General features: G+C 71.4%; 20 protein-coding genes, 2 pseudogenes and 3 riboswitches. Of the genes and pseudogenes, 16 read left to right on the forward strand and 6 right to left on the reverse strand.

What is annotated here, in order from left to right:
- The first annotated feature begins 127 nt into the window (after window positions 1–127).
- From AB0H32_RS23540 to AB0H32_RS23570, 7 genes are all read left to right on the forward strand, one after another.
- Complete coding sequence (locus AB0H32_RS23540) at window positions 128–820, forward strand: ABC transporter ATP-binding protein (RefSeq protein ID WP_361123952.1); 693 nt, start codon at window positions 128–130, stop codon at window positions 818–820.
- A 224-nt stretch (window positions 821–1044) separates the two neighbouring features.
- Window positions 1045–3600: a sensor histidine kinase KdpD gene (locus tag AB0H32_RS23545; RefSeq protein WP_361123954.1), complete on the forward strand. Its 2556-nt coding sequence runs from the start codon at window positions 1045–1047 to the stop codon at window positions 3598–3600.
- Window positions 3597–4283 (forward strand): response regulator, encoded by a 687-nt coding sequence (locus AB0H32_RS23550; RefSeq protein WP_361123956.1) that lies wholly within the window; start codon window positions 3597–3599, stop codon window positions 4281–4283. The genes AB0H32_RS23545 and AB0H32_RS23550 overlap by 4 nt, the downstream gene beginning before the upstream one ends.
- A gap of 189 nt (window positions 4284–4472) precedes the next feature.
- Complete coding sequence (locus AB0H32_RS23555; RefSeq protein WP_361123957.1) at window positions 4473–4871, forward strand: OB-fold nucleic acid binding domain-containing protein; 399 nt, start codon at window positions 4473–4475, stop codon at window positions 4869–4871.
- A gap of 3 nt (window positions 4872–4874) precedes the next feature.
- Window positions 4875–5642, forward strand: coding sequence for a DUF3159 domain-containing protein (locus AB0H32_RS23560; protein ID WP_361123959.1), 768 nt, complete (start codon window positions 4875–4877; stop codon window positions 5640–5642).
- A gap of 278 nt (window positions 5643–5920) precedes the next feature.
- On the forward strand, window positions 5921–6838 hold the full coding sequence (locus AB0H32_RS23565) for a hypothetical protein (protein WP_361123961.1): 918 nt from the start codon (window positions 5921–5923) through the stop codon (window positions 6836–6838).
- Between the two features lie 36 nt (window positions 6839–6874).
- Window positions 6875–7072 carry a hypothetical protein gene (locus AB0H32_RS23570; protein WP_361123963.1) on the forward strand — a complete coding sequence of 66 codons (198 nt, stop codon included), beginning with the start codon at window positions 6875–6877 and terminating at the stop codon, window positions 7070–7072.
- A 66-nt stretch (window positions 7073–7138) separates the two neighbouring features.
- On the opposite strand, the gene AB0H32_RS23575 is transcribed toward AB0H32_RS23570, so the two are convergent.
- Entirely contained in the window at window positions 7139–7813 is a 675-nt protein-coding gene (locus AB0H32_RS23575) for a TrkA family potassium uptake protein (RefSeq protein ID WP_361123965.1), read from the reverse strand.
- Complete coding sequence (locus tag AB0H32_RS23580; RefSeq protein WP_361123967.1) at window positions 7813–8484, reverse strand: TrkA family potassium uptake protein; 672 nt, start codon at window positions 8482–8484, stop codon at window positions 7813–7815. The genes AB0H32_RS23575 and AB0H32_RS23580 overlap by 1 nt, the downstream gene beginning before the upstream one ends.
- 388 nt (window positions 8485–8872) lie before the next feature.
- Here AB0H32_RS23580 and AB0H32_RS23585 point away from each other — a divergent pair, with 388 nt between their 5' ends.
- The gene (locus AB0H32_RS23585; protein ID WP_361123969.1) at window positions 8873–10930 is read left to right on the forward strand and encodes an APC family permease; all 2058 of its coding nucleotides are present in this window, start codon (window positions 8873–8875) and stop codon (window positions 10928–10930) included.
- A gap of 269 nt (window positions 10931–11199) precedes the next feature.
- Window positions 11200–12528, forward strand: a complete 1329-nt coding sequence (locus AB0H32_RS23590; RefSeq protein ID WP_361123971.1) for a TRAM domain-containing protein — start codon at window positions 11200–11202, stop codon at window positions 12526–12528.
- A 100-nt stretch (window positions 12529–12628) separates the two neighbouring features.
- Here the strand turns inward: AB0H32_RS23590 and AB0H32_RS23595 are convergent, their stop codons facing one another.
- Both AB0H32_RS23595 and AB0H32_RS23600 read right to left on the reverse strand, forming a co-directional pair.
- Window positions 12629–14293 carry an allantoin permease gene (locus AB0H32_RS23595; RefSeq protein WP_361123972.1) on the reverse strand — a complete coding sequence of 555 codons (1665 nt, stop codon included), beginning with the start codon at window positions 14291–14293 and terminating at the stop codon, window positions 12629–12631.
- A 327-nt stretch (window positions 14294–14620) separates the two neighbouring features.
- Complete coding sequence (locus AB0H32_RS23600) at window positions 14621–15862, reverse strand: SpoIIE family protein phosphatase (RefSeq protein WP_361123973.1); 1242 nt, start codon at window positions 15860–15862, stop codon at window positions 14621–14623.
- A gap of 675 nt (window positions 15863–16537) precedes the next feature.
- Window positions 16538–16659, forward strand: a riboswitch (cobalamin riboswitch).
- Window positions 16660–16742: 83 nt separating this feature from the next.
- Between AB0H32_RS23600 and AB0H32_RS23605 the strand changes: the two genes are divergently transcribed.
- The 7 genes and pseudogenes from AB0H32_RS23605 (at window position 16743) to AB0H32_RS23635 (ending at window position 20466) form a co-directional block, all read left to right on the forward strand.
- The gene (locus tag AB0H32_RS23605; RefSeq protein WP_361123998.1) at window positions 16743–17150 is read left to right on the forward strand and encodes a (2Fe-2S) ferredoxin domain-containing protein; all 408 of its coding nucleotides are present in this window, start codon (window positions 16743–16745) and stop codon (window positions 17148–17150) included.
- An 82-nt stretch (window positions 17151–17232) separates the two neighbouring features.
- A pseudogene (locus AB0H32_RS23610) lies at window positions 17233–17443 on the forward strand (acyl-CoA dehydrogenase family protein); the annotation flags it as partial.
- Window positions 17440–18516: an enoyl-CoA hydratase/isomerase family protein gene (locus AB0H32_RS23615; protein WP_361123975.1), complete on the forward strand. Its 1077-nt coding sequence runs from the start codon at window positions 17440–17442 to the stop codon at window positions 18514–18516. The pseudogene AB0H32_RS23610 and the gene AB0H32_RS23615, both read left to right, overlap by 4 nt.
- 151 nt (window positions 18517–18667) lie before the next feature.
- Window positions 18668–18775 (forward strand): annotated as a pseudogene (locus AB0H32_RS23620) (enoyl-CoA hydratase); the annotation flags it as partial.
- A gap of 74 nt (window positions 18776–18849) precedes the next feature.
- Window positions 18850–18994: riboswitch (cobalamin riboswitch) on the forward strand.
- A 36-nt stretch (window positions 18995–19030) separates the two neighbouring features.
- A complete protein-coding gene (locus AB0H32_RS23625; protein WP_031170427.1) occupies window positions 19031–19252 on the forward strand; it encodes a CbtB-domain containing protein in 222 nt (73 codons plus the stop codon).
- 21 nt (window positions 19253–19273) lie between these two features.
- Window positions 19274–20026: a CbtA family protein gene (locus tag AB0H32_RS23630; protein ID WP_361123977.1), complete on the forward strand. Its 753-nt coding sequence runs from the start codon at window positions 19274–19276 to the stop codon at window positions 20024–20026.
- 92 nt (window positions 20027–20118) lie between these two features.
- Window positions 20119–20466, forward strand: a complete 348-nt coding sequence (locus tag AB0H32_RS23635; RefSeq protein WP_361123979.1) for a hypothetical protein — start codon at window positions 20119–20121, stop codon at window positions 20464–20466.
- 120 nt (window positions 20467–20586) lie between these two features.
- Here AB0H32_RS23635 and AB0H32_RS23640 read toward each other — a convergent pair whose 3' ends face one another.
- Together AB0H32_RS23640 and metE are read right to left on the reverse strand one after the other, a co-directional pair.
- Window positions 20587–21216, reverse strand: a complete 630-nt coding sequence (locus AB0H32_RS23640; protein ID WP_361123981.1) for a histidine phosphatase family protein — start codon at window positions 21214–21216, stop codon at window positions 20587–20589.
- Window positions 21217–21482: 266 nt separating this feature from the next.
- Entirely contained in the window at window positions 21483–23807 is a 2325-nt protein-coding gene (metE, locus tag AB0H32_RS23645; protein ID WP_361123983.1) for a 5-methyltetrahydropteroyltriglutamate--homocysteine S-methyltransferase, read from the reverse strand.
- 167 nt (window positions 23808–23974) lie between these two features.
- Window positions 23975–24166: riboswitch (cobalamin riboswitch) on the reverse strand.
- Between the last annotated feature and the right edge of the window lie 169 nt (window positions 24167–24335).

Consider the following 24335-nt stretch of genomic DNA (forward strand, 5'->3'; position numbering starts at 1 on the left):
GCGTCGTACGTCTTGAGCTGGCTCTCGTTGCCGCGGCCGCAGCAGGAGTAGTACGGGCTGGCATCCATGATGACCCGCCCCGCGGCGATACTGGCGCCCGGCCCACGGGGGACACGGGGGAGGCGCAATGAGTCAGGTGCTCACCGGGACCATGGTGCGCGTCGAGGGCGTCCACAAGTCCTACGGGCGCGGCGCCGCCGCCGTCCACGCCCTGCGCGGAGTCTCCTTCGAGGTCCCGCGCGGCGAGCTCGTCGCCCTCAAGGGACGCTCGGGCTCCGGCAAGACCACCCTCCTGAACATCGTCGGCGGACTCGACGCTCCCGACCGGGGGCGGGTCGAGGTCGACGGGCAGGACCTGGCCGCACTGGGCGAGAGCGGGCTGCTGGGGCTGCGCCGGGACCGGATCGGATTCGTCTTCCAGTCCTTCGGTCTCGTCCCGATCCTCACCGCCGCCGAGAACGTCGGCGTACCGCTGCGGCTGCGCCGGGCCGACCCGCGCGAGCGCGAGGAACGCGTCGACCTGCTGCTCTCCCTGGTCGGCCTCGCCGACCACGCCGCCCAGCGGCCGGGCGAGCTGTCCGGCGGCCAGCAGCAGCGGGTCGCCATCGCCCGCGCGCTCGCCAACCGCCCCGCGCTGCTCATCGCCGACGAGCCGACCGGCCAGCTGGACGCCGAGACCGGCCACGCCGTCATGGAGCTGCTGCGGGCCGTCGTCCACAGCGAGCAGGCCACCGCCCTGGTCGCCACCCACGACGCCACCCTGCTCGACCTGGCCGACCGGGTGCTGGAGCTGCGCGACGGCGAGATCGTGCGGCACTGACCGCCGTCGCCCGACCGCCTCGCCGGACCGCCTTCGCCGGACCGGAGTGCCGGATCCGGCGCGCGCGGTGGCCGCCGACGTCGCGCGCCCTCGCCGGAGCCGTCCTGCCACGTCAGAGTTGTGTCAAAGACCCCCGTTGACCGGGACCTCGTCGCTTTTGTCCACATCGTTGGCCGTAAGGTCGACGCTGCGTACGCAGCAGTCATCTGGAAGACAATGAGGCCATGGCACGCGGCAAGCTTCGGATCTACCTCGGCGCAGCACCCGGCGTGGGGAAGACCTACGCCGTGCTGTCCGAGGCGCACCGCCGTATCGAGCGGGGCACCGACTGCGTCGTGGCCTTCGTGGAGCACCACGACCGCCCGCGCACCGAGGTGATGCTGCACGGCCTGGAGCAGGTGCCGCGCAGACAGCTGGAGTACCGGGGCGGCACCTTCGGTGAGATGGACGTCGACGCGGTGCTGCGCCGCGCCCCCGCCGTCGCCCTGGTGGACGAACTCGCCCACACCAACATCCCCGGCTCCCGCAACGCCAAGCGCTGGCAGGACGTCGAGGAGCTGCTGGCCGCCGGCATCGACGTCGTCTCCACCGTCAACATCCAGCACCTGGAGTCGCTCGGCGACGTGGTCGAGTCGATCACCGGGGTACGGCAGCGCGAGACGGTGCCCGACGAGGTCGTGCGGCGGGCCGACCAGATCGAGCTGGTCGACATGTCACCGGAGGCGCTGCGGCGCCGGATGGCGCACGGCAACATCTACAAGCCCGACAAGGTCGACGCGGCGCTGTCCAACTACTTCCGGCCCGGCAACCTCACCGCGCTGCGCGAGCTGGCGCTGCTGTGGGTGGCCGACCGGGTCGACGAGTACCTGACCGAGTACCGCAGCGAACACCGGGTCTCCGCGATCTGGGGCTCGCGCGAGCGGATCGTCGTCGGCCTGACCGGCGGCCCCGAGGGCCGCACCCTGATACGACGTGCCGCCCGGCTGGCGGAGAAGGGCGCAGGCGGCGAGGTGATGGCCGTCTACATCTCCCGCAGCGACGGGCTGGTCTCGGCCTCCCCGAAGGAACTGGCCGTCCAGCGCACCCTCGTGGAGGACCTGGGCGGCACCTTCCACCACGTCGTCGGCGACGACATACCGGCCGCGCTGCTCGACTTCGCGCGCGGCGTCAACGCCACCCAGATCGTGCTGGGTTCCTCGCGCCGCAAGGCCTGGCAGTACGTCTTCGGGCCGGGCGTCGGCGCCACGGTCGCCCGGGAGTCCGGACCCGATCTCGACGTCCACATCGTCACCCACGGCCAGGTCGCCAAGGGCCGAGGGCTGCCCGTCGCCCGGGGCGCGCGGCTCGGCCGGGCCCGGATCATCGGGGGCTGGCTGGTGGGGCTGGCCGGCCCGGTGATCCTCGCGGTGCTGCTGAACACCGTCGACCTCGGCCTCGCCAACGACATGCTGCTGTTCCTGACCGTCACGGTCGCGGCGGCCCTGCTCGGCGGACTGCTGCCCGCGCTGGCCTCGGCGGCCTTCGGCTCCCTGTTGCTGAACTACTACTACACCCCGCCCCTGCACCGGCTGACCATCGCCGACCCGAAGAACATCGTCGCCATAGCGATATTCGTCGGCGTCGCCGTGTCGGTCGCCTCGGTGGTGGACCTGGCCGCCCGCCGCACCCACCAGGCGGCCCGGCTGCGCGCGGAGTCGGAGATCCTCTCCTTCCTCGCCGGGAACGTGCTGCGCGGCGAGACCGGCCTGGAGGAGCTGCTGGAGCGGGTCCGCGAGACCTTCGGCATGGAGTCCGCGGCCCTGCTGGAGCGCGCGGGCGACGTCGAGCCGTGGACCTGCGCGGGCCGCGCCGGCATGGGGCCGCCCCTGGAACGGCCCGAGGACGCCGACGTCGACGTGCCGGTCGGCGACCACATGGCGCTCGCGCTCACCGGCCGGGTGCTGCCCGCCGAGGACCGCCGGGTGCTCGCCGCCTTCGCCGCCCAGTCCGCCGTCGTCCTGGACCGCAGACGCCTCCAGGAGGAGGCCGACCGGGCCCGCACGCTCGCCGAGGGCAACCGCATCCGCACCGCCCTGCTCGCCGCCGTCAGCCACGACCTGCGCACCCCGCTCGCCGGGATCAAGGCCGCCGTCTCCTCGCTGCGCTCCGACGACGTGGCCTGGTCCGAGGAGGACCAGGCGGAGCTGCTCAAGGGCATCGAGGAGGGCGCCGACCGGCTCGACCACCTCGTCGGCAACCTGCTCGACATGTCCCGCCTGCAGACCGGCACGGTCACCCCGATCATCCGCGAGATCGACGTGGACGAGGTGGTCCCGATGGCCCTGGTCGGCGTGCCCGAGGACAGCGTCGAGCTGGACGTCCCCGAGACGCTGCCGATGGTCGCGGTCGACCCCGGGCTGCTGGAGCGGTCCGTCGCCAACCTGGTCGAGAACGCCGTCAAGTACAGCCTGCCCGGACAGCGCGTCCTGGTGTCCGCCAGCGCCCTGGTGGACCGGGTCGAGGTGCGCATAGTGGACCGCGGTCCAGGGGTGCCGGACGACGCGAAGGACCGCATCTTCGAGCCCTTCCAGCGCTACGGAGACGCCCCGCGCGGCGCCGGGGTCGGCCTCGGCCTCGCGGTCGCCCGCGGCTTCGCCGAGGCCATGGGCGGCACCCTGAACGCCGAGGACACGCCGGGCGGCGGGCTCACCATGGTGCTCAGCCTCCGCGCGGCAGGATCACGTCCCGAGCCGCTCCCCCTCGGGGAGTACAGCACAGAACCAGAAAGGCAGGCCCTATGACCCGGGTGCTCGTGGTCGACGACGAGCCGCAGATCGTGCGCGCCCTCGTGATCAACCTCAAGGCACGCAAGTACGAGGTCGACGCGGCCCCCGACGGCAGGACCGCCCTCGAACTCGCCGCCTCCCGCCACCCCGACGTGGTCGTCCTCGACCTGGGCCTGCCCGACATGGACGGCGTCGAGGTGATCAAGGGCCTGCGCGGCTGGACCCGGGTGCCGATCCTGGTGCTGTCCGCCCGCCACTCCTCGGACGAGAAGGTCGAGGCGCTGGACGCGGGCGCCGACGACTACGTCACCAAGCCCTTCGGCATGGACGAGCTGCTGGCCCGGCTGCGGGCCGCCGTACGCCGGGCCGAGCCGGTCGGGGCCGGAGACGACGACGTGACGACCGTGGAGACCGAGGGCTTCACCGTCGACCTGGCCGCGAAGAAGGTCAACCGCTCCGGCAGGGACGTACGCCTCACCCCGACCGAGTGGCACCTGCTGGAGGTGCTGGTCCGCAACACCGGCCGCCTGGTCAGCCAGAAGCAGCTGCTCCAGGAGGTGTGGGGGCCGTCGTACGGCACGGAGACCAACTACCTGCGCGTGTACATGGCCCAGCTGCGCAGGAAGCTGGAGACGGACCCGTCGCACCCTAAGCACTTCATCACCGAGCCGGGGATGGGGTACCGGTTCGAGCAGTGAGGGGCGGGGCGGCCGGGGAGCCGGGGGCTGCCCCCGCGGGGGCAGCGGCATCGCGGGGCGCCGGCCGGGACCGGTTCGAGAGGTGAGCGGTGACCGGGCCCGGGTGCGGGACGTGAGCGGTGACGCGGCCCGAGGGCGGGACGTGAGCTTCGCTACGGCGCTGTCGGCGTCCCCCGGTACGCTTCACGTATGACTGCTGTTCCTCGTTCCGGAAAGCCGGCCGGCCGGCTCCGGCGGATGCTCGACCGGCTCTCCTCGTCCCAGGAGGACCTGGAGTCCGAGGAGCTGCGTGAGGACGCCGAGACGACGGGCTGCACCCGGATCGGTGACTGTCTGGACCGCCAGATCGTCACCGTAACTGGTACCTTGCGCACGGTTACCCTGCGACCGCGCGCCGGAGTCCCTGCCCTGGAGGCGGAGCTGTTCGACGGCTCCGCCGCGCTGGACGTGGTGTGGCTCGGCAGGCGCTCCATCGTCGGCATAGAACCGGGGCGCAGGCTGATCGCATCGGGCCGGATCTCGATGAGCCGGGGCCGCCGTGTGCTGTTCAACCCGAAATACGAACTGCGACCCCTTGGACGGGAGTAGCCGGTGACGTCCCTCGACAAGCCGACCCAAGACGCCGGACAGGCTCAGACCGACGACGCCCGGGCGGTGACCGAGGCCGCGCTGTTCGAGGCGTTCGGCGGTGTCCGTGGCATGGTCGAGACGGTCCTGCCCGGTCTCCTCTTCGTCGCGATCTTCACGATCAACAAGGACCTGCACGTCTCGGCGATCGCCGCGCTGGCCGTTTCCCTGGTGCTGGTCGTCGTGCGGCTGGTGCGCAAGGACACCGTCAAGCACGCCTTCAGCGGCGTCTTCGGCGTGGCCTTCGGCGTCGTGTTCGCGATGTTCACGGGCAACGCGAAGGACTTCTACCTCCCCGGCATGCTCTACACGCTGGGTCTGGCGCTGGCCTACATCATCACGACCCTGTTCGGCGTGCCCCTGATCGGTCTGATCCTCGGCCCGGTCTTCAAGGAGAACCTCTCCTGGCGCACCCGCAACCCCGGCCGCAAGAAGGCCTATGCGAAGGCCAGTTGGGCCTGGGGCCTGATCCTGCTCGCCAAGTGCGCGATCCTCTTCCCGCTGTACTGGTGGGCCAACACCGCCCAGCTCGGCTGGGTCCTGGTCACCCTGAAGATCCCGCCGTTCCTGCTGGCCGTGTGGCTCACCTGGGTCTTCCTGGCGAAGGCGCCCGCGCCGATCGACGTGTTCGCGGAGATGGAGGCCGAGGAGCAGGCCGAGAAGGAGAGGAAAGCCGCGCTGGCCGCCGAGAACGGCGAGGCCGCGGGCGGACGGCACCGCCGGGAGGCGTAGGCGGCCGGTACACCACGCGTTCACCACGGCCCGGGACCTTCGAGGTCCCGGGCCGTCGGCATGCAATGAACGCCCGGGTTGTGGAGACGACTTGGGTACGATGACGCCACCGACCGGCCTGCAGAGGGGCGGGGGTCCTCAAGTGTGCGGTGCCCGGTGCCGCACAGGTGACTCGAGGGTGCGCAGCGCACCTGCTCTGCTGCAGCCAGTGTCGTCGTCCGATCCTTTCGGCATACCAACGCGCGCGTCAGTACCGGGTCTCGCGAGGCAGGAGAGGTATGTCCAAGACCTCGGCACGCACGGGGGCCAACCGGAGTTCCGTGCGCAACGCGGTGGCACATCGCCGCAAGGGATTCACCGGTGAGACGTTCGAGGCGGCGCTGGCCGGCATCGGCCGCCAAGACGCCATCGGGCTCGACGCCTGTTCCCCCGGGCAGCGGTCCTTCCGCGCTCTGCTGGCCCTCGGCCTCTTCAACGAGGGACTGGCGGCGGCCCTCCCGGGCACCTGGGGCAGCGCCCGCCTGAGCACCTATGACCCGGTCATGTCGCCGCGCTGGGGCGCACTGGTCATGATCGTCGAGCGGGCTCCGGACAACGTGACCGACCTGCTGGTGCCGGACGAGCACCAGAAGGGCGTGTGGAGTGTTCCGGGCCTCCGGCTCCTGGCGTACACGACACGTGGGGCAGGTACCTACCACCTGCAGCACGAGCCCACCGGCGCACGGCTGGTGGTGACGGGCAACCCGGGGGGTCCGCAGCCCGTTCGTGGCTGTGCCGTCGCACCCTGGCGAGACGCCAGGCGGGTGGGCGATCCGCTGACCGGGGCCGAGCGCCGGGCACTGGACGGCCTCCCCGCCATGACACCGGACGCCGAGGTGCTGCTGGCAGGACTCGTGTCCAGGTGCGCGCTCGAAGACCGACAGGAGAGGTGGGCGACCAGCTGGTCGTGGGATCCGCTCGGGCGATTGGGCCTGTCCGAGGAGCTGCGGCGGAGCAGGCACGGCGAGCGCCGTTTGTGGGGTGGGCGGAACACGTGGGAGCTCACGTGGTCGGGATATCCCTGGCCGGCAGATCTTGCCCGCGCGCTGACCCATCCCGTCGTGGGTGTCACCGGTGCAACCCTGCACCAGCATCGGGGCACATGCGAAGTGACGTACGGCAGCGCCGTGCTGACGATCAGGGAATGGCTGGTCTGAAGCGCGAGGGGCCGCTCTGTGCTGAGCATTCCGCAGATGCTGTTGGACGGGTTCCCGGTCTGGGCGAAGACGGTCGTGGTCGCCGTCGGGTTCCTCGGCGTCGTACTCCTCCGCATCGTGAACCGTGTGATTCCCCAGGACTCCCGGGACCGGCTCGCCTGGTGGCGGATGGTGCTGCGGCACCGGCGTGAGCGGCGTGCACCGGACCGTCACGGTGGCGAAGGGCGTTCCTGAGCGTCTGTGCGCGCAGGGCCCGGGGGATCGGTCGATCCCCCGGGCCCATTGCGGCAGAGCACGTGGCTAGCTCGCCGGATCCCGCCGCACCGACAGCAGCTCCTCCAGCTGCTCCTCGCGGGCCTGTGCGGCCACGAAGAGGAGTTCGTCGCCCGGCTCCAGGGAGTCCTCCTTGGAGGGGGTCAGGACGCGCGTACCGCGGATGATCGTGACCAGGGAGGTGTCCTCGGGCCACGGCACCTCGCCGACCTGGGTGCCGGCCAGGGCAGACTCCTCGGGCAGGGTCAGCTCCACGAGGTTGGCGTCGCCGTGGCTGAAGCGGAGCAGACGGACCAGGTCACCGACGCTCACCGCCTCCTCGACCAGGGCGGACATCAGACGCGGCGTGGACACGGCCACGTCGACGCCCCAGGACTCGTTGAACAGCCACTCGTTCTTCGGGTTGTTCACGCGGGCGACGACGCGCGGAACGCCGTACTCCGTCTTCGCCAGCAGCGACACGACCAGGTTGACCTTGTCGTCACCCGTCGCGGCGATGACCACGTTGCAGCGCTGGAGAGCCGCCTCGTCCAGGGACGTGATCTCACAGGCATCGGCCAGCAGCCACTCCGCCTGCGGCACCCGCTCCACCGAGATGGCGGTCGGGGCCTTGTCGATGAGCAGGACCTCGTGGCCGTTCTCCAGCAGCTCGCCCGCGATCGAGCGGCCGACGGCGCCGGCTCCGGCAATGGCGACCCTCATCAGTGACCGCCCTCCTCTTCCGGGCCTCCGGCGAACGCCGCCTCGACCTTGTCGACGTCGTCCGACCGCATCATCACGTGCACGAGGTCGCCCTCCTGCAGCACTGTCTGCGAGGACGGCACGATCGCCTCGCCCAGGCGCGTCAGGAACGCCACGCGCACGCCCGTCTCGTCCTGCAGCTTGCTGATCTTGTGCCCGACCCACCGCGGGGAGGCGTGCACCTCGGCGAGCTGCACACCGCCGGTGGGATCGCGCCACAGCGGCTCGGCACCCGAGGGCAGCAGACGGCGCAGCATCTGGTCTGCCGTCCAGCGGACGGTGGCCACGGTGGGGATGCCCAGGCGCTGGTAGACCTCGGCGCGGCGGGGGTCGTAGATCCGGGCGGCCACGTTCTCCACACCGAACATCTCGCGGGCCACGCGCGCGGAGATGATGTTGGAGTTGTCACCGCTGGAGACGGCGGCGAAGGCCCCGGCCTCCTCGATGCCCGCCTCGCGCAGGGTGTCCTGGTCGAAGCCGACTCCGGTGACCCGGCGGCCCCCGAATCCCGGGCCCAGCCGACGGAAGGCGGTGGGGTCCTGGTCGATCACGGCGACCGTGTGCCCCTGTTGCTCCAGGGTCTGGGCAAGAGCGGAACCCACTCTTCCGCAGCCCATGATGACGATGTGCACGACCGTCCTTCCGGTGTCCAAAAAGTTGCTGCTCAGCATCAGGGTCTCAGACCGACGCCCAAAGCTACACACGTGCGCTTCGGGGCGGGCACCCCTGTGCCGGTGTTTCCGGGATCACCGGAGCCGGACCACGCCGGCGCGTGATGCTGCGCACGCTGCACAAGGTCAGGATTCCGAGGCAGAGGAGGGCGACCGTCGCCCCGATCAGCTCTGCGGTCGCGGGCATGGAACCTCCGAAAGGCCGTGACAGGCAGGGTCTGCCATCTAGACACGGAGCGCGGACGGACCACGGAATCCGCAGTTCCGTGTGCCTCCGAGTTCACCCGTGAGGCAGATCTCAGACACCGGGTGGGCGGCTTCACCGTGGGAAGGCCTACGATCCTCTGTCGTGTCCAAACTGACCGACGTGCCCAAACGGATTCTGATCGGGCGCGCTCTGCGCAGTGACCGGCTGGGCGAAACGCTCCTGCCGAAGCGCATCGCACTCCCCGTCTTCGCCTCCGACCCGCTGTCCTCCGTCGCCTATGCGCCTGGCGAGGTCCTGCTGGTCCTGTCCATCGCGGGTGTGTCGGCGTACCACTTCAGCCCCTGGATCGCCGTCGCGGTCGTCGTGCTGATGTTCACGGTCGTCGCCTCCTACCGGCAGAACGTGCACGCCTACCCGAGCGGTGGCGGCGACTACGAGGTGGCCACCACCAACCTCGGCCCCAAGGCCGGCCTCACCGTCGCCAGCGCCCTGCTCGTCGACTACGTTCTGACCGTCGCCGTCTCCATCGCCTCCGGCATCGAGAACCTCGGCTCCGCGGTGCCCTTCGTCGTCGAGCACAAGGTGCTCTGCGCGACCGCGGTGATCGTGCTGCTGACCCTGATGAACCTGCGCGGCGTCAAGGAGTCCGGCAAGCTCTTCGCCATCCCGACGTACGTGTTCGTCGGCGGCGTCTTCATCATGATCGCCTGGGGCGCCTTCCGCGGCATGGTCCTCGGCGACACCATGCACGCCCCTACGGCCGACTACCACATCAAGGCCGAGCACCAGGGCCTGGCGGGCTTCGCCCTGGTCTTCCTGCTGCTGCGGGCCTTCTCCTCCGGCTGTGCCGCGCTCACCGGCGTCGAGGCCATCTCCAACGGTGTCCCGGCCTTCCGCAAGCCCAAGTCCAAGAACGCGGCGACCACGCTCGCCCTCATGGGCGGGCTCGCCGTCACCATGTTCTGCGGCATCATCGCCCTCGCCATGGCGACCAAGGTCCGCATGGCCGAGAACCCGGCCACCGACCTGATCCACAACGGCCACCCGATCGGCTCCGGCTACGTCCAGAACCCGGTGATCTCCCAGGTCGCCGAAGCGGTGTTCGGCAAGGGCAGCTTCCTGTTCGTCATCCTGGCGGCGGCCACCGCGCTGGTCCTCTTCCTCGCGGCGAACACGGCGTACAACGGCTTCCCGCTGCTCGGCTCGATCCTCGCCCAGGACCGCTACCTCCCGCGCCAGCTGCACACCCGCGGCGACCGCCTCGCCTTCTCCAACGGCATCGTGCTGCTCGCGGGCGCGGCGGCCCTGCTGACCGTCATCTACGGCGCCGACTCGACCCGTCTGATCCAGCTGTACATCGTCGGTGTGTTCGTGTCCTTCACCCTCAGCCAGACCGGCATGGTCCGGCACTGGAACCGCCACCTGGCCGTCGAGAAGGACCCCGCCAAGCGCCGCCACATGATCCGCTCCCGCGCGATCAACGCGTTCGGCGCCTTCTTCACCGGCCTGGTGCTGGTCGTCGTCCTGGTCACCAAGTTCACGCACGGCGCCTGGGTCGCCCTGCTGGGCATGTGCATCTTCTACGCGACGATGACCGCGATCCGGAAGCACTACGACCGCGTCGCCGAGGAGATCTCGGCCCCCGAGGGCCCGTCCGACGACAGCGTCCGCCCCTCCCGCGTCCACTCCGTCGTCCTCATCTCCAAGATCCACCGTCCCACCCTGCGCGCCCTGGCCTACGCCAAGCTGATGCGCTCGGACGGCCTGGAGGCGGTCACGGTCAACGTCGACGCGGCGGAGACCAAGGCGCTGCGCGAGGAGTGGGAGCGGCGCGGCATCGACGTACCGCTCAAGGTCCTCGACTCGCCGTACCGCGAGATCACCCGCCCGGTGATCGAGTACGTCAAGAGCCTGCGCAAGGAGTCCCCGCGCGACGCGGTCTCGGTGATCATCCCCGAGTACGTGGTCGGCCACTGGTACGAGCACCTGCTGCACAATCAGAGCGCCCTGCGGCTCAAGGGCCGCCTGCTGTTCACGCCGGGCGTCATGGTGACCTCCGTGCCCTACCAGCTGGCGTCCTCCGAAGCGGCCAAGCTGCGGGCCCGCAAGCGGCAGGAGTGGAGCGCGCCGGGCGCGGTCCGGCGCGGCCCGGCGGGCGAGCGGCCGAAGGAGAAGGAGCGGACGGCGGCCAAGGACTGAGACGGGCCGCGGCGCCTTGGGGCCGAGACGGGCTGCAGTGCCCCCGGAGCCGACCCGGGCCGGGGTGCCCCGGGGCCGAGGTGGGCTGCAGTGCCCTCGGACCGAGGCGGGCCGGGGTGCCCTGGTACCGACCCGGGCCGGGGTGCCCTCGGACTGAGACGGACCGAGGCAGGCTGGGGAGGCCGTAGACTGGTGGGCTGTTGTCGGGCCCGCCGGTCTGCGGCCGCTTCCTTCCCGCGTCTCTCTTCCCGATCTGGAGTCACCCCACCATGCAGGCAGAACCGACGAAGTCTCTGGTGGGCGAGGAGTACGAGGTCGAGATCGGCCCCGTCGCCCACGGCGGCCACTGCATCGCCCGTACGTCCGAGGGGCAGGTGCTGTTCGTCCGGCACGCGCTGCCCGGCGAGCGGGTGGTGGCCCGGGTGACCGAGGGCGAGGAGGGCGCGCGCTTCCTGCGGGCGGACGCCGTCGAGGTCCTGGAGGCCTCCAAGGACCGCGTCGAGGCGCCCTGCCCCTTCGCCGGCCCCGGCCGCTGCGGCGGCTGCGACTGGCAGCACGCCAAGCCGGGCGCCCAGCGCCGGCTGAAGGGCGAGGTGATCGCCGAGCAGCTCCAGCGGCTCGCGGGCCTCACCCCCGAGGAGGCGGGCTGGGACGGCACGGTCATGCCGGCCGAGGGCGACAAGCTGCCGGCGGGCGAGGTGCCGCAGTGGCGGACGCGGGTGCAGTACGCGGTGGACGCCGATGGCAACGCCGGACTGCGCCGCCACCGCTCGCACGAGGTCGAACCGATCGACCACTGCATGATCGCCGCACCCGGTGTCAGCGAACTCGGCATCGAGGACCGGGACTGGGCCGGCATGGTGTCCGTCGAGGCGATCGCCGCGACGGGATCCCAGGACCGCATGGTGATCCTGGAGCCACGGCCCGGCGCCCGGCTGCCGCTCGTCGAGCTCGACAGGCCCGTCTCCGTCATGCGCGTCGACGAGAAGGACGGGGGCATCCACCGCGTCCACGGCCGCGCGTTCGTGCGTGAGCGCGCCGACGACCGCACCTACCGCGTCGGCAGCGGCGGCTTCTGGCAGGTCCACCCGAAGGCGGCCGACACCCTGGTCAGGGCCGTCATGCAGGGCCTGCTGCCCCGCAAGGGCGAGATGGCTCTCGACCTCTACTGCGGCGTCGGCCTCTTCGCCGGCGCCCTCGCCGACCGCCTCGGCGAGAAGGGCGCGGTCCTGGGTATCGAGTCCGGCAAGCGCGCGGTCGAGGACGCGCGCCACAACCTGGCCGACTTCCCCCGGGTCCGCATCGAACAGGGCAAGGTCGAATCGGTCCTCCCGCGCACCGGCATCACCGAGGTCGACCTCGTCGTCCTCGACCCGCCCCGCGCCGGCGCCGGCCGCAAGACGGTGGAACACCTCTCCTCCCTCGGCGCCCGCCGCATCGCCTACGTTGCCTGCGATCCCGCTGCCCTGGCGCGGGACCTGGGGTACTTCCGCGAGGGCGGCTACCGGGTGCGGACGCTTCGGGCGTTCGATCTGTTTCCCATGACGCATCACGTGGAGTGCGTGGCGATTCTGGAGCCTGTTGAGAAGGGTCACTGACCTGCGACTTTGGTAGGCCGCTTCGGGGATGTGCCCGGGCGGTCCGGTTGGGACCGACGGGAAGTGGGCTCGCCCGTCGCCTGCGTCCGTGTCGCCTGCGCTAGGTCACGGACGGCAGCACGTGGTCGCCGATCTTGTCGGTGCTCAGGCAGAGGGAGCAGACGACGGCGTCGTGGGTGGCGCAGGCGGTCAGGTCCGGGCGTTCGTACGGCTGGTGGCAGACGTGGCAGTCGAGGGTGAGCGCGCTCGGGTTGCCGGCCGCGTCCAGCAGGGGCTCGTCGATGCCGTCGTCGGGGCGGCGGAGGTAGTACCCGCCCTTGGTGGCGATCGCCATCAGGGGGGTGAGGACGAAGGCGATGACGGCCGCGGCGACGGGGGAGTACGGCTGGAGGGTGTCGCCCAGCAGGTGGAAGTACATGGCGATGGACAGGCCGGAGGCGGCGACGAAGGCCACGACGCCGACGGGGTTGACGGCATGGAGCATGCCCCGGCGGAACTCCGGCTGGAGCGGGGACAGCTTCAGGAGGTACTTGTTGATGCCGATGTCGGTGGCGACGGTGACCACCCAGGCGATCGCACAGTTCGAGTAGAAGCCCAGGATGCTGTTGAGGAAGCTGAACATGTCGGCCTCCATCAGGGCGAGCGCGAAGCCCAGGTTGACCAGGACGAAGACCATGCGGCCGGGGTAGTGCCGGGTGACGCGGGTGAAGGAGTTCGTCCACGCCAGTGAACCGGAGTACGCGTTCGTCACATTGATCTTGATCTGGCTGATGACGACCAGCGCGACGGCGAGCGGGACGACCATCCAGGACGGCATCATCGCGTCGAAGGCGCCGCGGAACTGCTGGATCGGCTCGGTCGCGGCGGCCGGACCGACCTTCGCGAGGATGTAGACCGCGAGGAAGACGCCGATGGCCTGCTTCAGCGCGCCGAGCACCACCCATCCGGGGCCGGCCATCACCACGGCGGTCCACCAAGTGCGCTTGTTCTCCTCGGTCTTGGGCGGCATGAAGCGCAGGTAGTCGATCTGCTCGCCGATCTGCGCGATCAACGACAGACAGACGCCCGCCCCCAGCAGCACCGAGGCGGTGTTGACGCTGCCGTCGCCGTCCGTTCCGGCGTAGGAGAGGAAGCGGTCGACCGTGCCGGGGTCGTTCCCGATCAGGTAGACCAGCGGGCCGACCATCAGCAGCAGCCAGATCGGGGTCGTCCACACCTGGAGCTTGCTGAGCGCCTTCATGCCGTAGATCACGAGCGGGATGACCATGAGTGTGGAGACCAGATAGCCCAGCCAGAGTGGTAGTCCGAGGCCGAGTTTGAGGCCCTGGGCCATGATCGAGCCTTCGAGGGCGAAGAAGATGAAGGTGAAGCTGGCGAAGATGACGCTGGTGAGGACCGAGCCGTAATAGCCGAACCCGGAGCCGCGGGTGATCAGGTCGAGGTCGATGTTGTAACGGGCGCCGTAGTAGGCGAGGGGGAAGCCGGTGATGAAGATGACGACAGCGGCTACCGCGATGGCGACGAGCGCGTTCCCGGTGCCATGGGCCAGGCCGATGCCGGCGCCGATGGAGAAGTCGGCCATGTAGGCGATGCCGCCGAGCGCGGTGGTCGCCACGACCATGGGTGTCCAGCGGCGGTAACTGCGGGGCGCGAAACGGAGGGTGTAGTCCTCCAGTGTCTCCTTGACCGCCTGGTCGGCCGCGGACTTCGTCGTGCCTGCCGTCGCCGTGCCTGTCGTCGGCGGCCGTGACTCGGTGGTGCTCATGTCGCGCCTCCCGGTGGTGCTGGTGCGGGTGCTTCGGTGAAGGGAAGAGCCCCCGCACGGCGTCATCGGCATTGCGGGGAGCCGACGGACCGTCATACGTCGTGTGCAGCTGGGGGATACGACTCCGATCCCATGGCCGGTCACGCTAGGAAGCGGTTGTTACCTTCGGTTCCGGCTGTCGTGAACGCGACGTTTCCGGGAACTCACCTGTCGTCCGGCGTCCTTGGTCCAGTACCCGAGAAGCGAGGCCCGGCCGCTCTTGGTCGAGTTCCGTGGTCAGGAGGCCGTTCCCGGTGACGGTCGGCGGACCGGCGCGGGGGAAGTGGGCTACAGGCGGGCGACGATCAGGGCGATGTCGTCGTGTCCGCCGCCGCTGACGCCGAGGCGGGACAGCAGGACGTCGGCCAGGTGGTCGGGGCTGAGCCGGGCGCTGCCGGCGAGGGTGTCGGTGAGGCGGGCCAGACTGACGTCGATGTCCTCGTCGCGCCGTTCGACGAGCCCGTCGGTGTACAGGACGAGGGTGTCGCCGGGGGTGTAGGGCAGGGCGGCCTGCGGGCGCGGGACGTGGCGCAGGCGAGCCCCCAGGGGCGGGTCGGTGGCCTGGTCGAGCAGGACGAAGGTGCCGTCGGAGTGGAGCAGGACGGGTGGGAGGTGGCCGGCACTGCTGTAGGTGATGTGCCGACGGTGCGTGTCGATCACAGCCTTGACCGCGGTCGTGGCCAGGGCTCCTTCGACCGAGCGGGCATACAGGCCCAGTACCTCCATCGCCCTGGCCGGCTCGTGCAGAGCGCGGACGGCGGCGGACAGGGCGCTGCGCAGCATGCCCATGGCGGCGGCGGCCTCCAGACCGTGACCGACCACGTCGCCCACGGCGAGGGCGAAGTCGCCGTCGGGCAGGTCCACCACGTCGTACCAGTCGCCGCACACGTTCAGTCCTTTGGTGGCGGGCAGGTAGCGCACCGCGACGTTCTGATGCCGGTCCAGGTCCGGCGAGTGCATCATCGCTTCCTGGAGAGTGACGGCGACCTTCCTTTCCCGGGCATGGGCCTGCCGCAACTGCTCGTTCAACAGTTGCAGCTCCCGCGCCCGCGCATACAGTTCGGCCTCGATGGCCTCGCGCTCTCCGAGCGGCTGACCCGGTTGCGAGCGGCCGGCATGGGACAGCACGAACTCGGTGACGTCCTCCACCCGGTGGATGATCCATGCCACTTCTTCGTCGGGCCCGATCACCGGGGTGTTGACGGGGGACCACCACCGTTCCTCGAACACTCCGGGGCGGTGGGGCACGGGGATGTCGTACTTCTGCACCGCCATCGTGTCCGGCTGCTGCGAGCGCAGGACCCGGTGCAGGGAGGCACTGAGGTTGCGCACCCCGTCGGCGTCCGGGTCTGCCGGGTTGTCGGGGAACGCGTCGAAGAGGTACTGCCCGACCAGGTCTTCCCGGGCGCGGCCGGTCGCCCGGCAGTAGGCCGCGTTGACGTCGAGGATCACGAGATCGCGGCCCATGACGAGGTACGGGCTGGGCGTGGCAGCGAACAACGCCTGGTAGTCGATCGGCGCTGGGCTCACAGGCGCTCTCCCGTTCTCCTCCGACGCCCCCTCTCCGGTTCCACTATGCGCGTTGCCGATCACCACGCCAGTGGGACGCCGTCTCGGAGTGTCGGAGAACCGCTGGTCAGGGGCGACGCTGCGGCTCCTGCCCGCGCTCTCCTGGTCCCCAGGCCCGCACCGCGATGCCGGTGGGGCGGGCGGCCACCGCCACCAGGTGGCCGAGAGGGACTCCGGGGCCGCCGCGCGCCGTCCCGGCGGGCGGGTACGTACGTCAGGACCGCGCCCGGGAAGTCACCCATGACGAGCAGGGTGTCCTCCGGATGGGCGTACGCGGCCACCCCGGCCCTCTCCGAGGCCGGGCCCGTGGGAACGGCCGGGGTCGAGGCCGGTCAGCGGGTGACGGGGGTGAGCGGACGGTCGGCGTCGCGCGGACGCACTGCGGCATGCGCCAAGAATGTTTGCGCGAGTGTGCTGCGGCCGCTCCCGTTGTGCCGATGGGGCCGTGATCCACCCAACACCTTTTTCTGTCAAGGGAGTTCGCGCGCCGGGTGTTGGCTGTCGGGAACGTCTCCCCTGCACAGTGCGGCCCGCCGCCGGTGTGGGTGCCGGGGCCTGGCGCGATTCTCCAGGAGGCCGGATGACGGCGTCCCGTCGGCGGTGGGATGATGTCCGGCGACAAGGCGACGGCGATCCGAGGAAGCCGGTGTGAATCCGGTGCGGTCCCGCCACTGTGATCGGTGAGCGAGTTCCGACAGGCCACGGCCCGAGAGGGCGGGAAGGCCGGGACGAGCGACGACCCGAGAGCCAGGAGACTCACGCGGTCGCCTCCTCGACGGACACCGGGGCGGATCTCCCCGGGGAGGGGTGGTGCGGCATGCCCGGGAGGCCGGCCGAAGAGATGTCGGGTGACGAGGCGGCTGCGGGGGCAGCCGGACCGGCGCCGTGCCGCGTCGTCGTGTGCCGGGACTGCTGCTGCGGCAGTCCCAAGGTGACCAGCGTCGATCATGGGGCGCAGACCGCCCGGCTGCGTGCGGAGGTGCCCGTGCGCATCTCGGCCTGCCTCGACGTGTGCGAGCAGGCCAACGTCATCGTCGTACAGCCCTCCGCCGCAGGGCGGGCCGCCGGTGGCCGACCGGTCTGGCTGGGCCTGGTCAACGATCCCGACGCGACGCAGGACATCACCGACTGGGTGCGCGCGGGCGGGCCGGGCATCGTGCCCCTGCCGGAGATCCTCGGCCTCTACGCCTTCACACCACCGCGCCTTGCCGGGGCTTCCCAGGACCGGCGCGGCGCCGGCCTCCCCTGAGAGCGGAACCGGACGGCATGGGGCAGTCGCGAGGCACGGGGACACCCGGAACCGGGCCTGCCGCGCGGCGCGCCGGAACGGCACCGGGTACTCGGTGACCGGCCGTGCGCTCCAGCTGCCCAGGGGCTACGGCCACCTCGGCGCGTCCGGCATCGATCGGCGCGTCCGGTGCCGATCAGCGCGTCCAGCATCGAGAAAACGTCCGTGACCTGCGCGTCCACCAGATCCTGGAAGGAACCGACGAGATCATGCGTGTCATTGTGGCCCGCGGCCTGACGGAGGCTCTCGGATGAGCGGAACCGAAGAACCCGTCCTCCTGCACACCGCAGGGCGGGCCGCACACATCACCCTCAACCGGCCGAAGGCCATCAACGCACTGTCCCACCCGATGGTGCGCCGCATCGACGAGGCCCTGACCGCCTGGGAGCACGATCCGGCCGTGGAGACCGTGGTCGTCACCGGGGCGGGGGAGCGCGGGCTGTGCGCGGGCGGCGACATCCGCGCCGTCCACGACGACGCCCGCGACGGCGACGGCACCGCCTCGGCCGCCTTCTGGCGTGACGAGTACCGCCTCAACGCCCGCATCGCCCGCTACCCCAAGCCGTACGTCGCCCTGATGGACGGCATCGTCATGGGCGGCGGCGTCGGGATCTCCGCCCACGGCAGCGTCCGGGTCGTCACCGAGCGGTCGAGGGTCGCCATGCCCGAGACCGGCATCGGCTTCGTCCCCGACGTCGGCGGCACCTACCTGCTCGCTCTCACCCCGGGCGAACTGGGCACCCACCTCGCGCTGACCGGGGCGCAGATCGGTGCCGGCGACGCCCTGCTCTGCGGGCTCGCCGACCACTATCTGCCGTCCACCGGCCTCGACGCCTTCGTCGACGACCTCGCCGAGATGCCCGTACGAGACGCCCTCCGGCGCCACGTACAGCCGCCGCCGCAGGGTGAGCTGGCCGCCCGGCGCGAGTGGATCGACGCCTGTTACGCCGCCGGCACGGTGGAGGAGATCGTGCAGCGGCTGCTCGCCCACGGCGACCCGGCCGCGAAGGAGGCGGCGGAGACCCTTCTCACCAGGTCACCGACGTCTGTGAAGGTCACTCTGGCCGCCCTGCTCCGTGCCCGGCGCCTCGGTCCCCTCGAGCGCGTCCTCGACCAGGAGTACCGCGTCTCCTGCGCGGCCCTGAGCACGCACGACCTGGTGGAGGGCATCCGCGCCCAGGTCGTCGACAAGGACCGCAACCCGCGCTGGTCGCCCGCGACCCTCGCCGAGGTCACCGACGCCGACGTCGAACGCTTCTTCACCCCGCTCGGCGAGCACGAGCTGGGACTCGCCGGGCCCGGCACCGCCCCGGAGACGGCCTGGTGAGCCGAACCGTCGCGGGCGGCGTGCATGCCGAACTCGACGTGACCGCAGCGGTGTTGTATGCCGAGCGCCGCCCGGGACCGGTTCGGACAGCTGCGCATGCCGACCGTGGCGGCGGGGGCCGGACAGGCCGAGGCCATGGAGACGTCGCCGAGGCGTCCGCCGTGAACGGCGCTCATTCCACACGGTGTTCGCGACTGCCGACCGGAAGGCGGGCCTGGGCGCCCTCGGCGACGAGCGGCCCGCCGCGTTCCGTCACCGCTGCCCCGTCCGCCCCTGCCGCGGCCACCCGGTGCGAGAGGAAGATCACGCGGGGTGGACGCGGTCTTGGCCGTGCCCGCGTGGCGCGGTACGGTCTGTCCGATATCGACGACGGCGAGACGGAAGCCGGTGGAAATCCGGCACGGTCGCGCCACTGTATGCGAGACGCCTTGAGGAGCGCCTCGTGAGTCAGACCCGTGGCCGTCGTCCACTGCACCACCGAGATGGGACGCGAACTCCCAGAGGAGGTTCTGCCATGGCGCAGACCGTCGCCCAGCCGACAGCCACCACTCCCGTCGTTCCCGCCACGCTGCCGCTGAAGGCGATAGCTCCCTGGGCGGTCTTCTTCGGCATCCTGATGCTGGTCCTGCTCTACTTCGTCGGCGCCGAGCAGGGCGCCACCTCCGTGTTCAACGGCACGGACGTCCACGAATGGGTCCACGACGCCCGCCACCTGCTCGGCTTCCCCTGCCACTGACGCGAGGGACGCCGCACGCCCATGAACTCCGCAACGGTAAGAAATCTCCTCGTGCGGGGCATGCTCGCCGGCCTGGCGGCCGGCGTGCTCGCCCTGGTCGTCGCCTATCTCCTCGGTGAGCCGAACGTCGACAAGGCGATCGGCTTCGAGGAGGCGCACTCCCACGAGCACGAGATGGAAGTCGTCTCCCGCTCCCTGCAGTCCACCGCCGGTCTCGCCACCGGCGTCCTCGTCTACGGGGTCGCCTTCGGCGGTATCGCCGCGCTGGCGTACTGCTTCGCGCTCGGCCGGGTGGGCCGCTTCGGCCCGCGGGCGACCGCGCTGCTGCTGTCCGGCTGCGCGCTCGTCGCCGTGTACGTCGTCCCGTTCCTGAAGTACCCGGCCAATCCGCCGTCGGTCGGCAACCCCGACACCATCGGCAAGCGGACCACCCTGTACTTCCTGATGATGCTCCTCAGCGTGCTTCTCGCGATCGCGGCGACCATCCTCGGCAAGCGGCTCGCGCCGTCGCTGGGCACCTGGTGGGCGACCGTGGTTGCGGTGGCCTCCTTCGCCGTCGTGATCGGCCTGGCCTACGAGTTCCTGCCGGTCATCAACGAGGTGCCGAAGGACTTCCCGGCCACCCTGCTGTGGCGGTTCCGTCTCTCGGCCCTCGCCATCCAGAGCGTTCTGTGGGGCGGATTCGGGCTGCTCTTCGGTGAGTTGGCCGAGCGGCAGCTGAATCCCAAGCCGGCCGCGGCTCCTTCCGGGCGGACGGTTCCCGCCTCGAACTGACGGTTTTGGGACACGACAGGGCCCTTCGGAACCCTCCGGGGGCCCTTTCGCGTTCCCGGGACACCGGCGCAGGTGACGAGCGGAGGAGCCGAGTGGCCAGACGTCCCCAGCCACGCCACATCACTCTCGACGGCCGTGACGCGGTCGCTCTCACCGTCGAGGAGTACGAGCAGCTGATCGCCAGCCGACGGCAGATCGGCGGCCAGAGCGCACGGGTGCGGGTGCTGGCCCAGCAGGCGAAGCGGACCGAACAACTCCTGCGGGAGCTGGAGACGTTGGTCGACGACCCGGTGGACTGTCAGGAGGAGGACGGTACGCAGCCGTCGGCGTGCCCGGTGTCCGCCCGCCCCCACCGAGCCACGGAGTGGGACGCGCAGGCCCACTGCCTGCGCTGCACGATAGCGGCACTGCTGCGCCGGCACCGGGACGCGGCCTCCTGAACCACGGCACCCGCTCGGCCTGAGCCTGGCCCGCTCGGCCTCGGCTCGCCCAGCTCAGTCTCAGCTCGGCCGACTCGGCCTCAGCTCGGCCCCCTCCGTCGCAGCCCGGCCCGTTCCGTCTCAGCCCGCCGAGGTGCTGCCCGAAGAGGTCGCGCCCGAAGCGGTGTCCGGCACGCCGTCCGGCGCGGCCAGCGGCTGCCCGAGCCGCAGATTCCACCGGCCGGCCCGTCCACTGAGTTCCGTGACCGTCAGCGGCGGTACGTCGAGCCGCCAGAAGGCAGCCATGGGCAGGCCCAGGACGTGCACGACCGCAGCCCGCACGACCTCCGGCTCGACCACGGCGACCGTGCGTCCGTCCGTGTCCTGCGCGGACTCCAGCCAGCGCCCGACCCGCTCGCACACGTCCTGCACCGACTCCCCGCCGTGGTCCGCCCAGCCCGGTTCGGCGAGCCAGCGGCCCACCGCTTCCGGGTCGGCGGCCGCCACTTCCTCCAGAGTGCGGCCTCGCCAGCGGCCCACGTCCAGACCGTCCAGCTCCGGCGTCCGTGCACCGTCGAGGCCGAGCGCCGCCGCGGTCTCCCGGCAGCGCACGCTCGAGGACGTCAGCACACGGGCGGGCGAGGGCAGCGACCCGGCCGCCGAGCGGGCGCGGGCCGACCCGACGGCGTCGACCGAGTCGCCGTCGTAGAAGCGGGCGCACCGCAGCGACGGGCTCGTCGTGGGCGAGACGAAGGTGACGCGGCTGGTCACGTGGCTGTTCCTCCTGCGGTGGTCACGGGGTGCGGGCGGGCGCCACCGTGAATCCGGCGCGTGGGGCGGGGGGAGCCGAGCCCGCCGCAGGTGACGGTCTCGTCCCCGCCCTGCTGCGAACATAACATCCGCGGAATTCGCGGTTTTCGCAGATGGACAGCGCTGCGATGCGCGACGACGCCCGACCGCCGACCTGTGCAGCGAGCGGTTCCGGCGGTTCCTCGGCGGTCGGGGGCGCCCCCCCCCCGCCGGGGGCGGGCGGGGGCTTACGTGAACCCCGGCGACAGCGCCCCGCGGACCCGGCAGGCGGCCGCGACCAGGTTCTCCAGGGAGGCCCGGGTCTCCGGCCAGCCGCGGGTCTTCAGGCCGCAGTCCGGATTCACCCACAGGCGCTCGGCGGGGATCGCCTCAAGGCCCGTGCGCAGCAGCCCGGCGGCCTCCGCGGCGCTCGGCACGCGCGGGGAGTGGATGTCGTACACGCCGGGCCCGGCCTCGCGCGGGTAGCCGTGGGCGGCGAGCTCACGGGCGACCTGCATGTGGGAGCGGGCGGCCTCCAGGCTGATGACGTCGGCGTCGAGGTCGTCGATGGCCCGGACGACGTCACCGAACTCGGCGTAGCACATGTGCGTGTGGATCTGGGTGTCCGGGCGGACGCCGCCGGTGGTCAGCCGGAAGGCCTCCGTGGCCCATGCCAGGTACGCGGGACGGTCGGCGGCCCGCAGCGGCAGCGTCTCACGCAGCGCGGGCTCGTCCACCTGGATCACCGAAGTCCCCGCCGCCTCCAGGTCGTTCACCTCGTCGCGCAGGGCGAGGGCGACCTGGCGGGCGGTGTCGGCGAGCGGCTGGTCGTCGCGGACGAACGACCAGGCCAGCATGGTGACCGGGCCGGTGAGCATGCCCTTGACCGGACGGTCGGTGAGGGACTGGGCGTATGTCGTCCAGCGCACGGTCATCGGCTCGGGGCGGGAGATGTCACCGGCCAGGATCGGCGGCCGGACGTACCGGGTGCCGTAGGACTGGACCCAGCCGTGGTGGGTGGCGAGGTAGCCGGTGAGCTGTTCGGCGAAGTACTGGACCATGTCGTTGCGTTCGGCCTCGCCGTGCACCAGGACGTCCAGGCCGGCCTTCTCCTGGAAGGAGATCACCTCCTGGATCTCCGCCCTGATGCGCTCCTCGTACCCGGCGGTGTCGATCCGCCCGGCCCTCAGATCGGCGCGGGCCGTGCGCAGTTCGCCGGTCTGCGGGAAGGAGCCGATGGTCGTGGTGGGGAGCAGCGGGAGGCGCAGGTGGGCGCGCTGGGCGGCGGCCCGCTCCGGGTAGGACGCGCAGCGGCGCGCGTCGTCGAGGGTGACGGCGGTGGCGCGGGCGCGGACGGCCGGGTCGCGGGTGACGGCGGAGTTCGCGCGGGAGGCCAGGTCGGCACGGTTCGCGGCCAGTTCCGCGGCGATGGCGTCGGTGCCGCGGGCCAGGCCCTTGGCGAGGGTGGCGATCTCGGCCGTCTTCTGCCGGGCGAAGGCGAGCCAGCGCATGATCTGCGGATCGATGTCCCGCTCGGCCGACGTGTCGAGGGGGACGTGCAGCAGCGAGCAGGAGGCGGAGACGTCGACCCGGTCGGCCAGGCCCAGCAGGGTGCCGAGCACGGCGAGCGAGGCCGACAGGTCGTTCACCCAGATGTTGCGCCCGTTGACGACGCCGGCGACCAGCCGCTTGCCGGGCAGTCCGCCGACGGCGGCCAGCGCCTCCAGATGGGCGGCGGCCGCCTCGGTGAAGTCCAGGGCGAGCCCGTCGACCGGTGCCTCGGCCAGCACCGGCAGGGCCTCACCGAGCCGGTCGAAGTAGGAGGCGACCAGCAGCTTCGGCCGGTCGGTCAGGGCACCGAGGTCGCGGTAGGCGCGGGCGGCGGCGTTCAGTTCGGCCGGGGTGCGGTCCTGGACCAGGGCGGGCTCGTCGAGCTGTACCCACTCGGCGCCCGCCGCGTGCAGGTCGGCGAGGACCTCGGCGTACACCGGCAGCAGGCGGTCCAGCAGGATGAGCGGCTCGAAGTCCGCGGGCGCGCCGGGCGCGGGTTTGGCCAGCAGCAGGTAGGTCACCGGGCCGACCAGCACGGGGCGGGCCGCCAGTTCCAGAGCGAGTGCTTCCCGCAGCTCGGCGACCTGCTTGCCGGAGTCCGCCGTGAACACCGTGTCCGGTCCCAACTCGGGTACCAGGTAGTGGTAGTTGGTGTCGAACCACTTGGTCATCTCCAGCGGTGCGACGTCCTGGGTACCGCGCGCCATGGCGAAGTACCCGTCGAGCGGGTCGGAGGCGACGGCGGCACGGTGACGGTCGGGGATCGCGCCGACCATGACGGTGGTGTCCAGCACGTGGTCGTAGTACGAGAAGTCGCCGGTCGGCACCTCGTCGATGCCGGCGTCCGCCAGCCGCCGCCAGTTGGTGCGACGCAGACCGGCGGCGGTGGCGCGCAGGGCGTCGGCGGTCACGCGGCCCTTCCAGTAGCCCTCGACGGCCTTCTTCAGTTCCCGGTTCTGTCCCTGGCGGGGGTAGCCGTACACGGTGGCCCGTGCTGCCGCGGCTGCGGGCTTGGTGGTCACGGAGATCTCCTTCGCGAGATGAATCCCTGAGATCCCGGGGACGGGACGAGAGCGCGAAGGGGTGACGGACCGGACGGTACCGGCCCACGGCCGTCCGTTCGGTGTGTGCGCCGACCCGCCCTCGAGGTCACCGGGATGTCCGCGCACGAGTGGTCCCGCGCGCGGGCAGATGGCAGGTCTTCGGACTCGCGGGCACGTCCTCACGGGGGAGGACACCTACTGGCCGTCGCTTCCCGGGCCCTCCTCGGGCCCAGTGCGTATGACGGCGGTCGTTCCCGCTCACCGCTGCGGGGCAGTCCCGGATTCCCACCGGGTTCCCTCTTGCGACGCATCCCGCCTGGCGGACGGGGCGAACCAGCTGCACCGGTCAGCCTAAGGGACCGTCCAGGGACGTGGTGCACGATGCCCCGCATTCGGAAGGTGACGTGGGACATGCCGCCGCAGTGGGGAAACGGGCCGGGGCGGGAGGCGCCGCACGAGCGCTTCCCGCCCCTCCCCTGTGAGCAGCCGCCGGATCCCTCGGCCGGC

The organism is Streptomyces sp. NPDC020362, from assembly GCF_040642095.1.
Classification (GTDB): Bacteria; Actinomycetota; Actinomycetes; order Streptomycetales; family Streptomycetaceae; genus Streptomyces.

Excerpts from the sequence above, each read along its gene's own strand:
- AB0H32_RS23540 (WP_361123952.1), top strand. The coding sequence starts at position 128 with ATGAGTCAGGTGCTCACCGGGACCATGGTGCGCGTCGAGGGCGTCCAC.
- AB0H32_RS23545 (WP_361123954.1), top strand. The coding sequence starts at position 1,045 with ATGGCACGCGGCAAGCTTCGGATCTACCTCGGCGCAGCACCCGGCGTG.
- AB0H32_RS23550 (WP_361123956.1), top strand. The coding sequence starts at position 3,597 with ATGACCCGGGTGCTCGTGGTCGACGACGAGCCGCAGATCGTGCGCGCC.
- AB0H32_RS23555 (WP_361123957.1), top strand. The coding sequence starts at position 4,473 with ATGACTGCTGTTCCTCGTTCCGGAAAGCCGGCCGGCCGGCTCCGGCGG.
- AB0H32_RS23565 (WP_361123961.1), top strand. The coding sequence starts at position 5,921 with ATGTCCAAGACCTCGGCACGCACGGGGGCCAACCGGAGTTCCGTGCGC.
- AB0H32_RS23570 (WP_361123963.1), top strand. The coding sequence starts at position 6,875 with ATGCTGTTGGACGGGTTCCCGGTCTGGGCGAAGACGGTCGTGGTCGCC.
- AB0H32_RS23575 (WP_361123965.1), bottom strand. The coding sequence starts at position 7,813 with ATGAGGGTCGCCATTGCCGGAGCCGGCGCCGTCGGCCGCTCGATCGCG.
- AB0H32_RS23590 (WP_361123971.1), top strand. The coding sequence starts at position 11,200 with ATGCAGGCAGAACCGACGAAGTCTCTGGTGGGCGAGGAGTACGAGGTC.
- AB0H32_RS23595 (WP_361123972.1), bottom strand. The coding sequence starts at position 14,293 with ATGAGCACCACCGAGTCACGGCCGCCGACGACAGGCACGGCGACGGCA.
- AB0H32_RS23605 (WP_361123998.1), top strand. The coding sequence starts at position 16,743 with ATGTCGGGTGACGAGGCGGCTGCGGGGGCAGCCGGACCGGCGCCGTGC.
- AB0H32_RS23615 (WP_361123975.1), top strand. The coding sequence starts at position 17,440 with ATGAGCGGAACCGAAGAACCCGTCCTCCTGCACACCGCAGGGCGGGCC.
- AB0H32_RS23625 (WP_031170427.1), top strand. The coding sequence starts at position 19,031 with ATGGCGCAGACCGTCGCCCAGCCGACAGCCACCACTCCCGTCGTTCCC.
- AB0H32_RS23630 (WP_361123977.1), top strand. The coding sequence starts at position 19,274 with ATGAACTCCGCAACGGTAAGAAATCTCCTCGTGCGGGGCATGCTCGCC.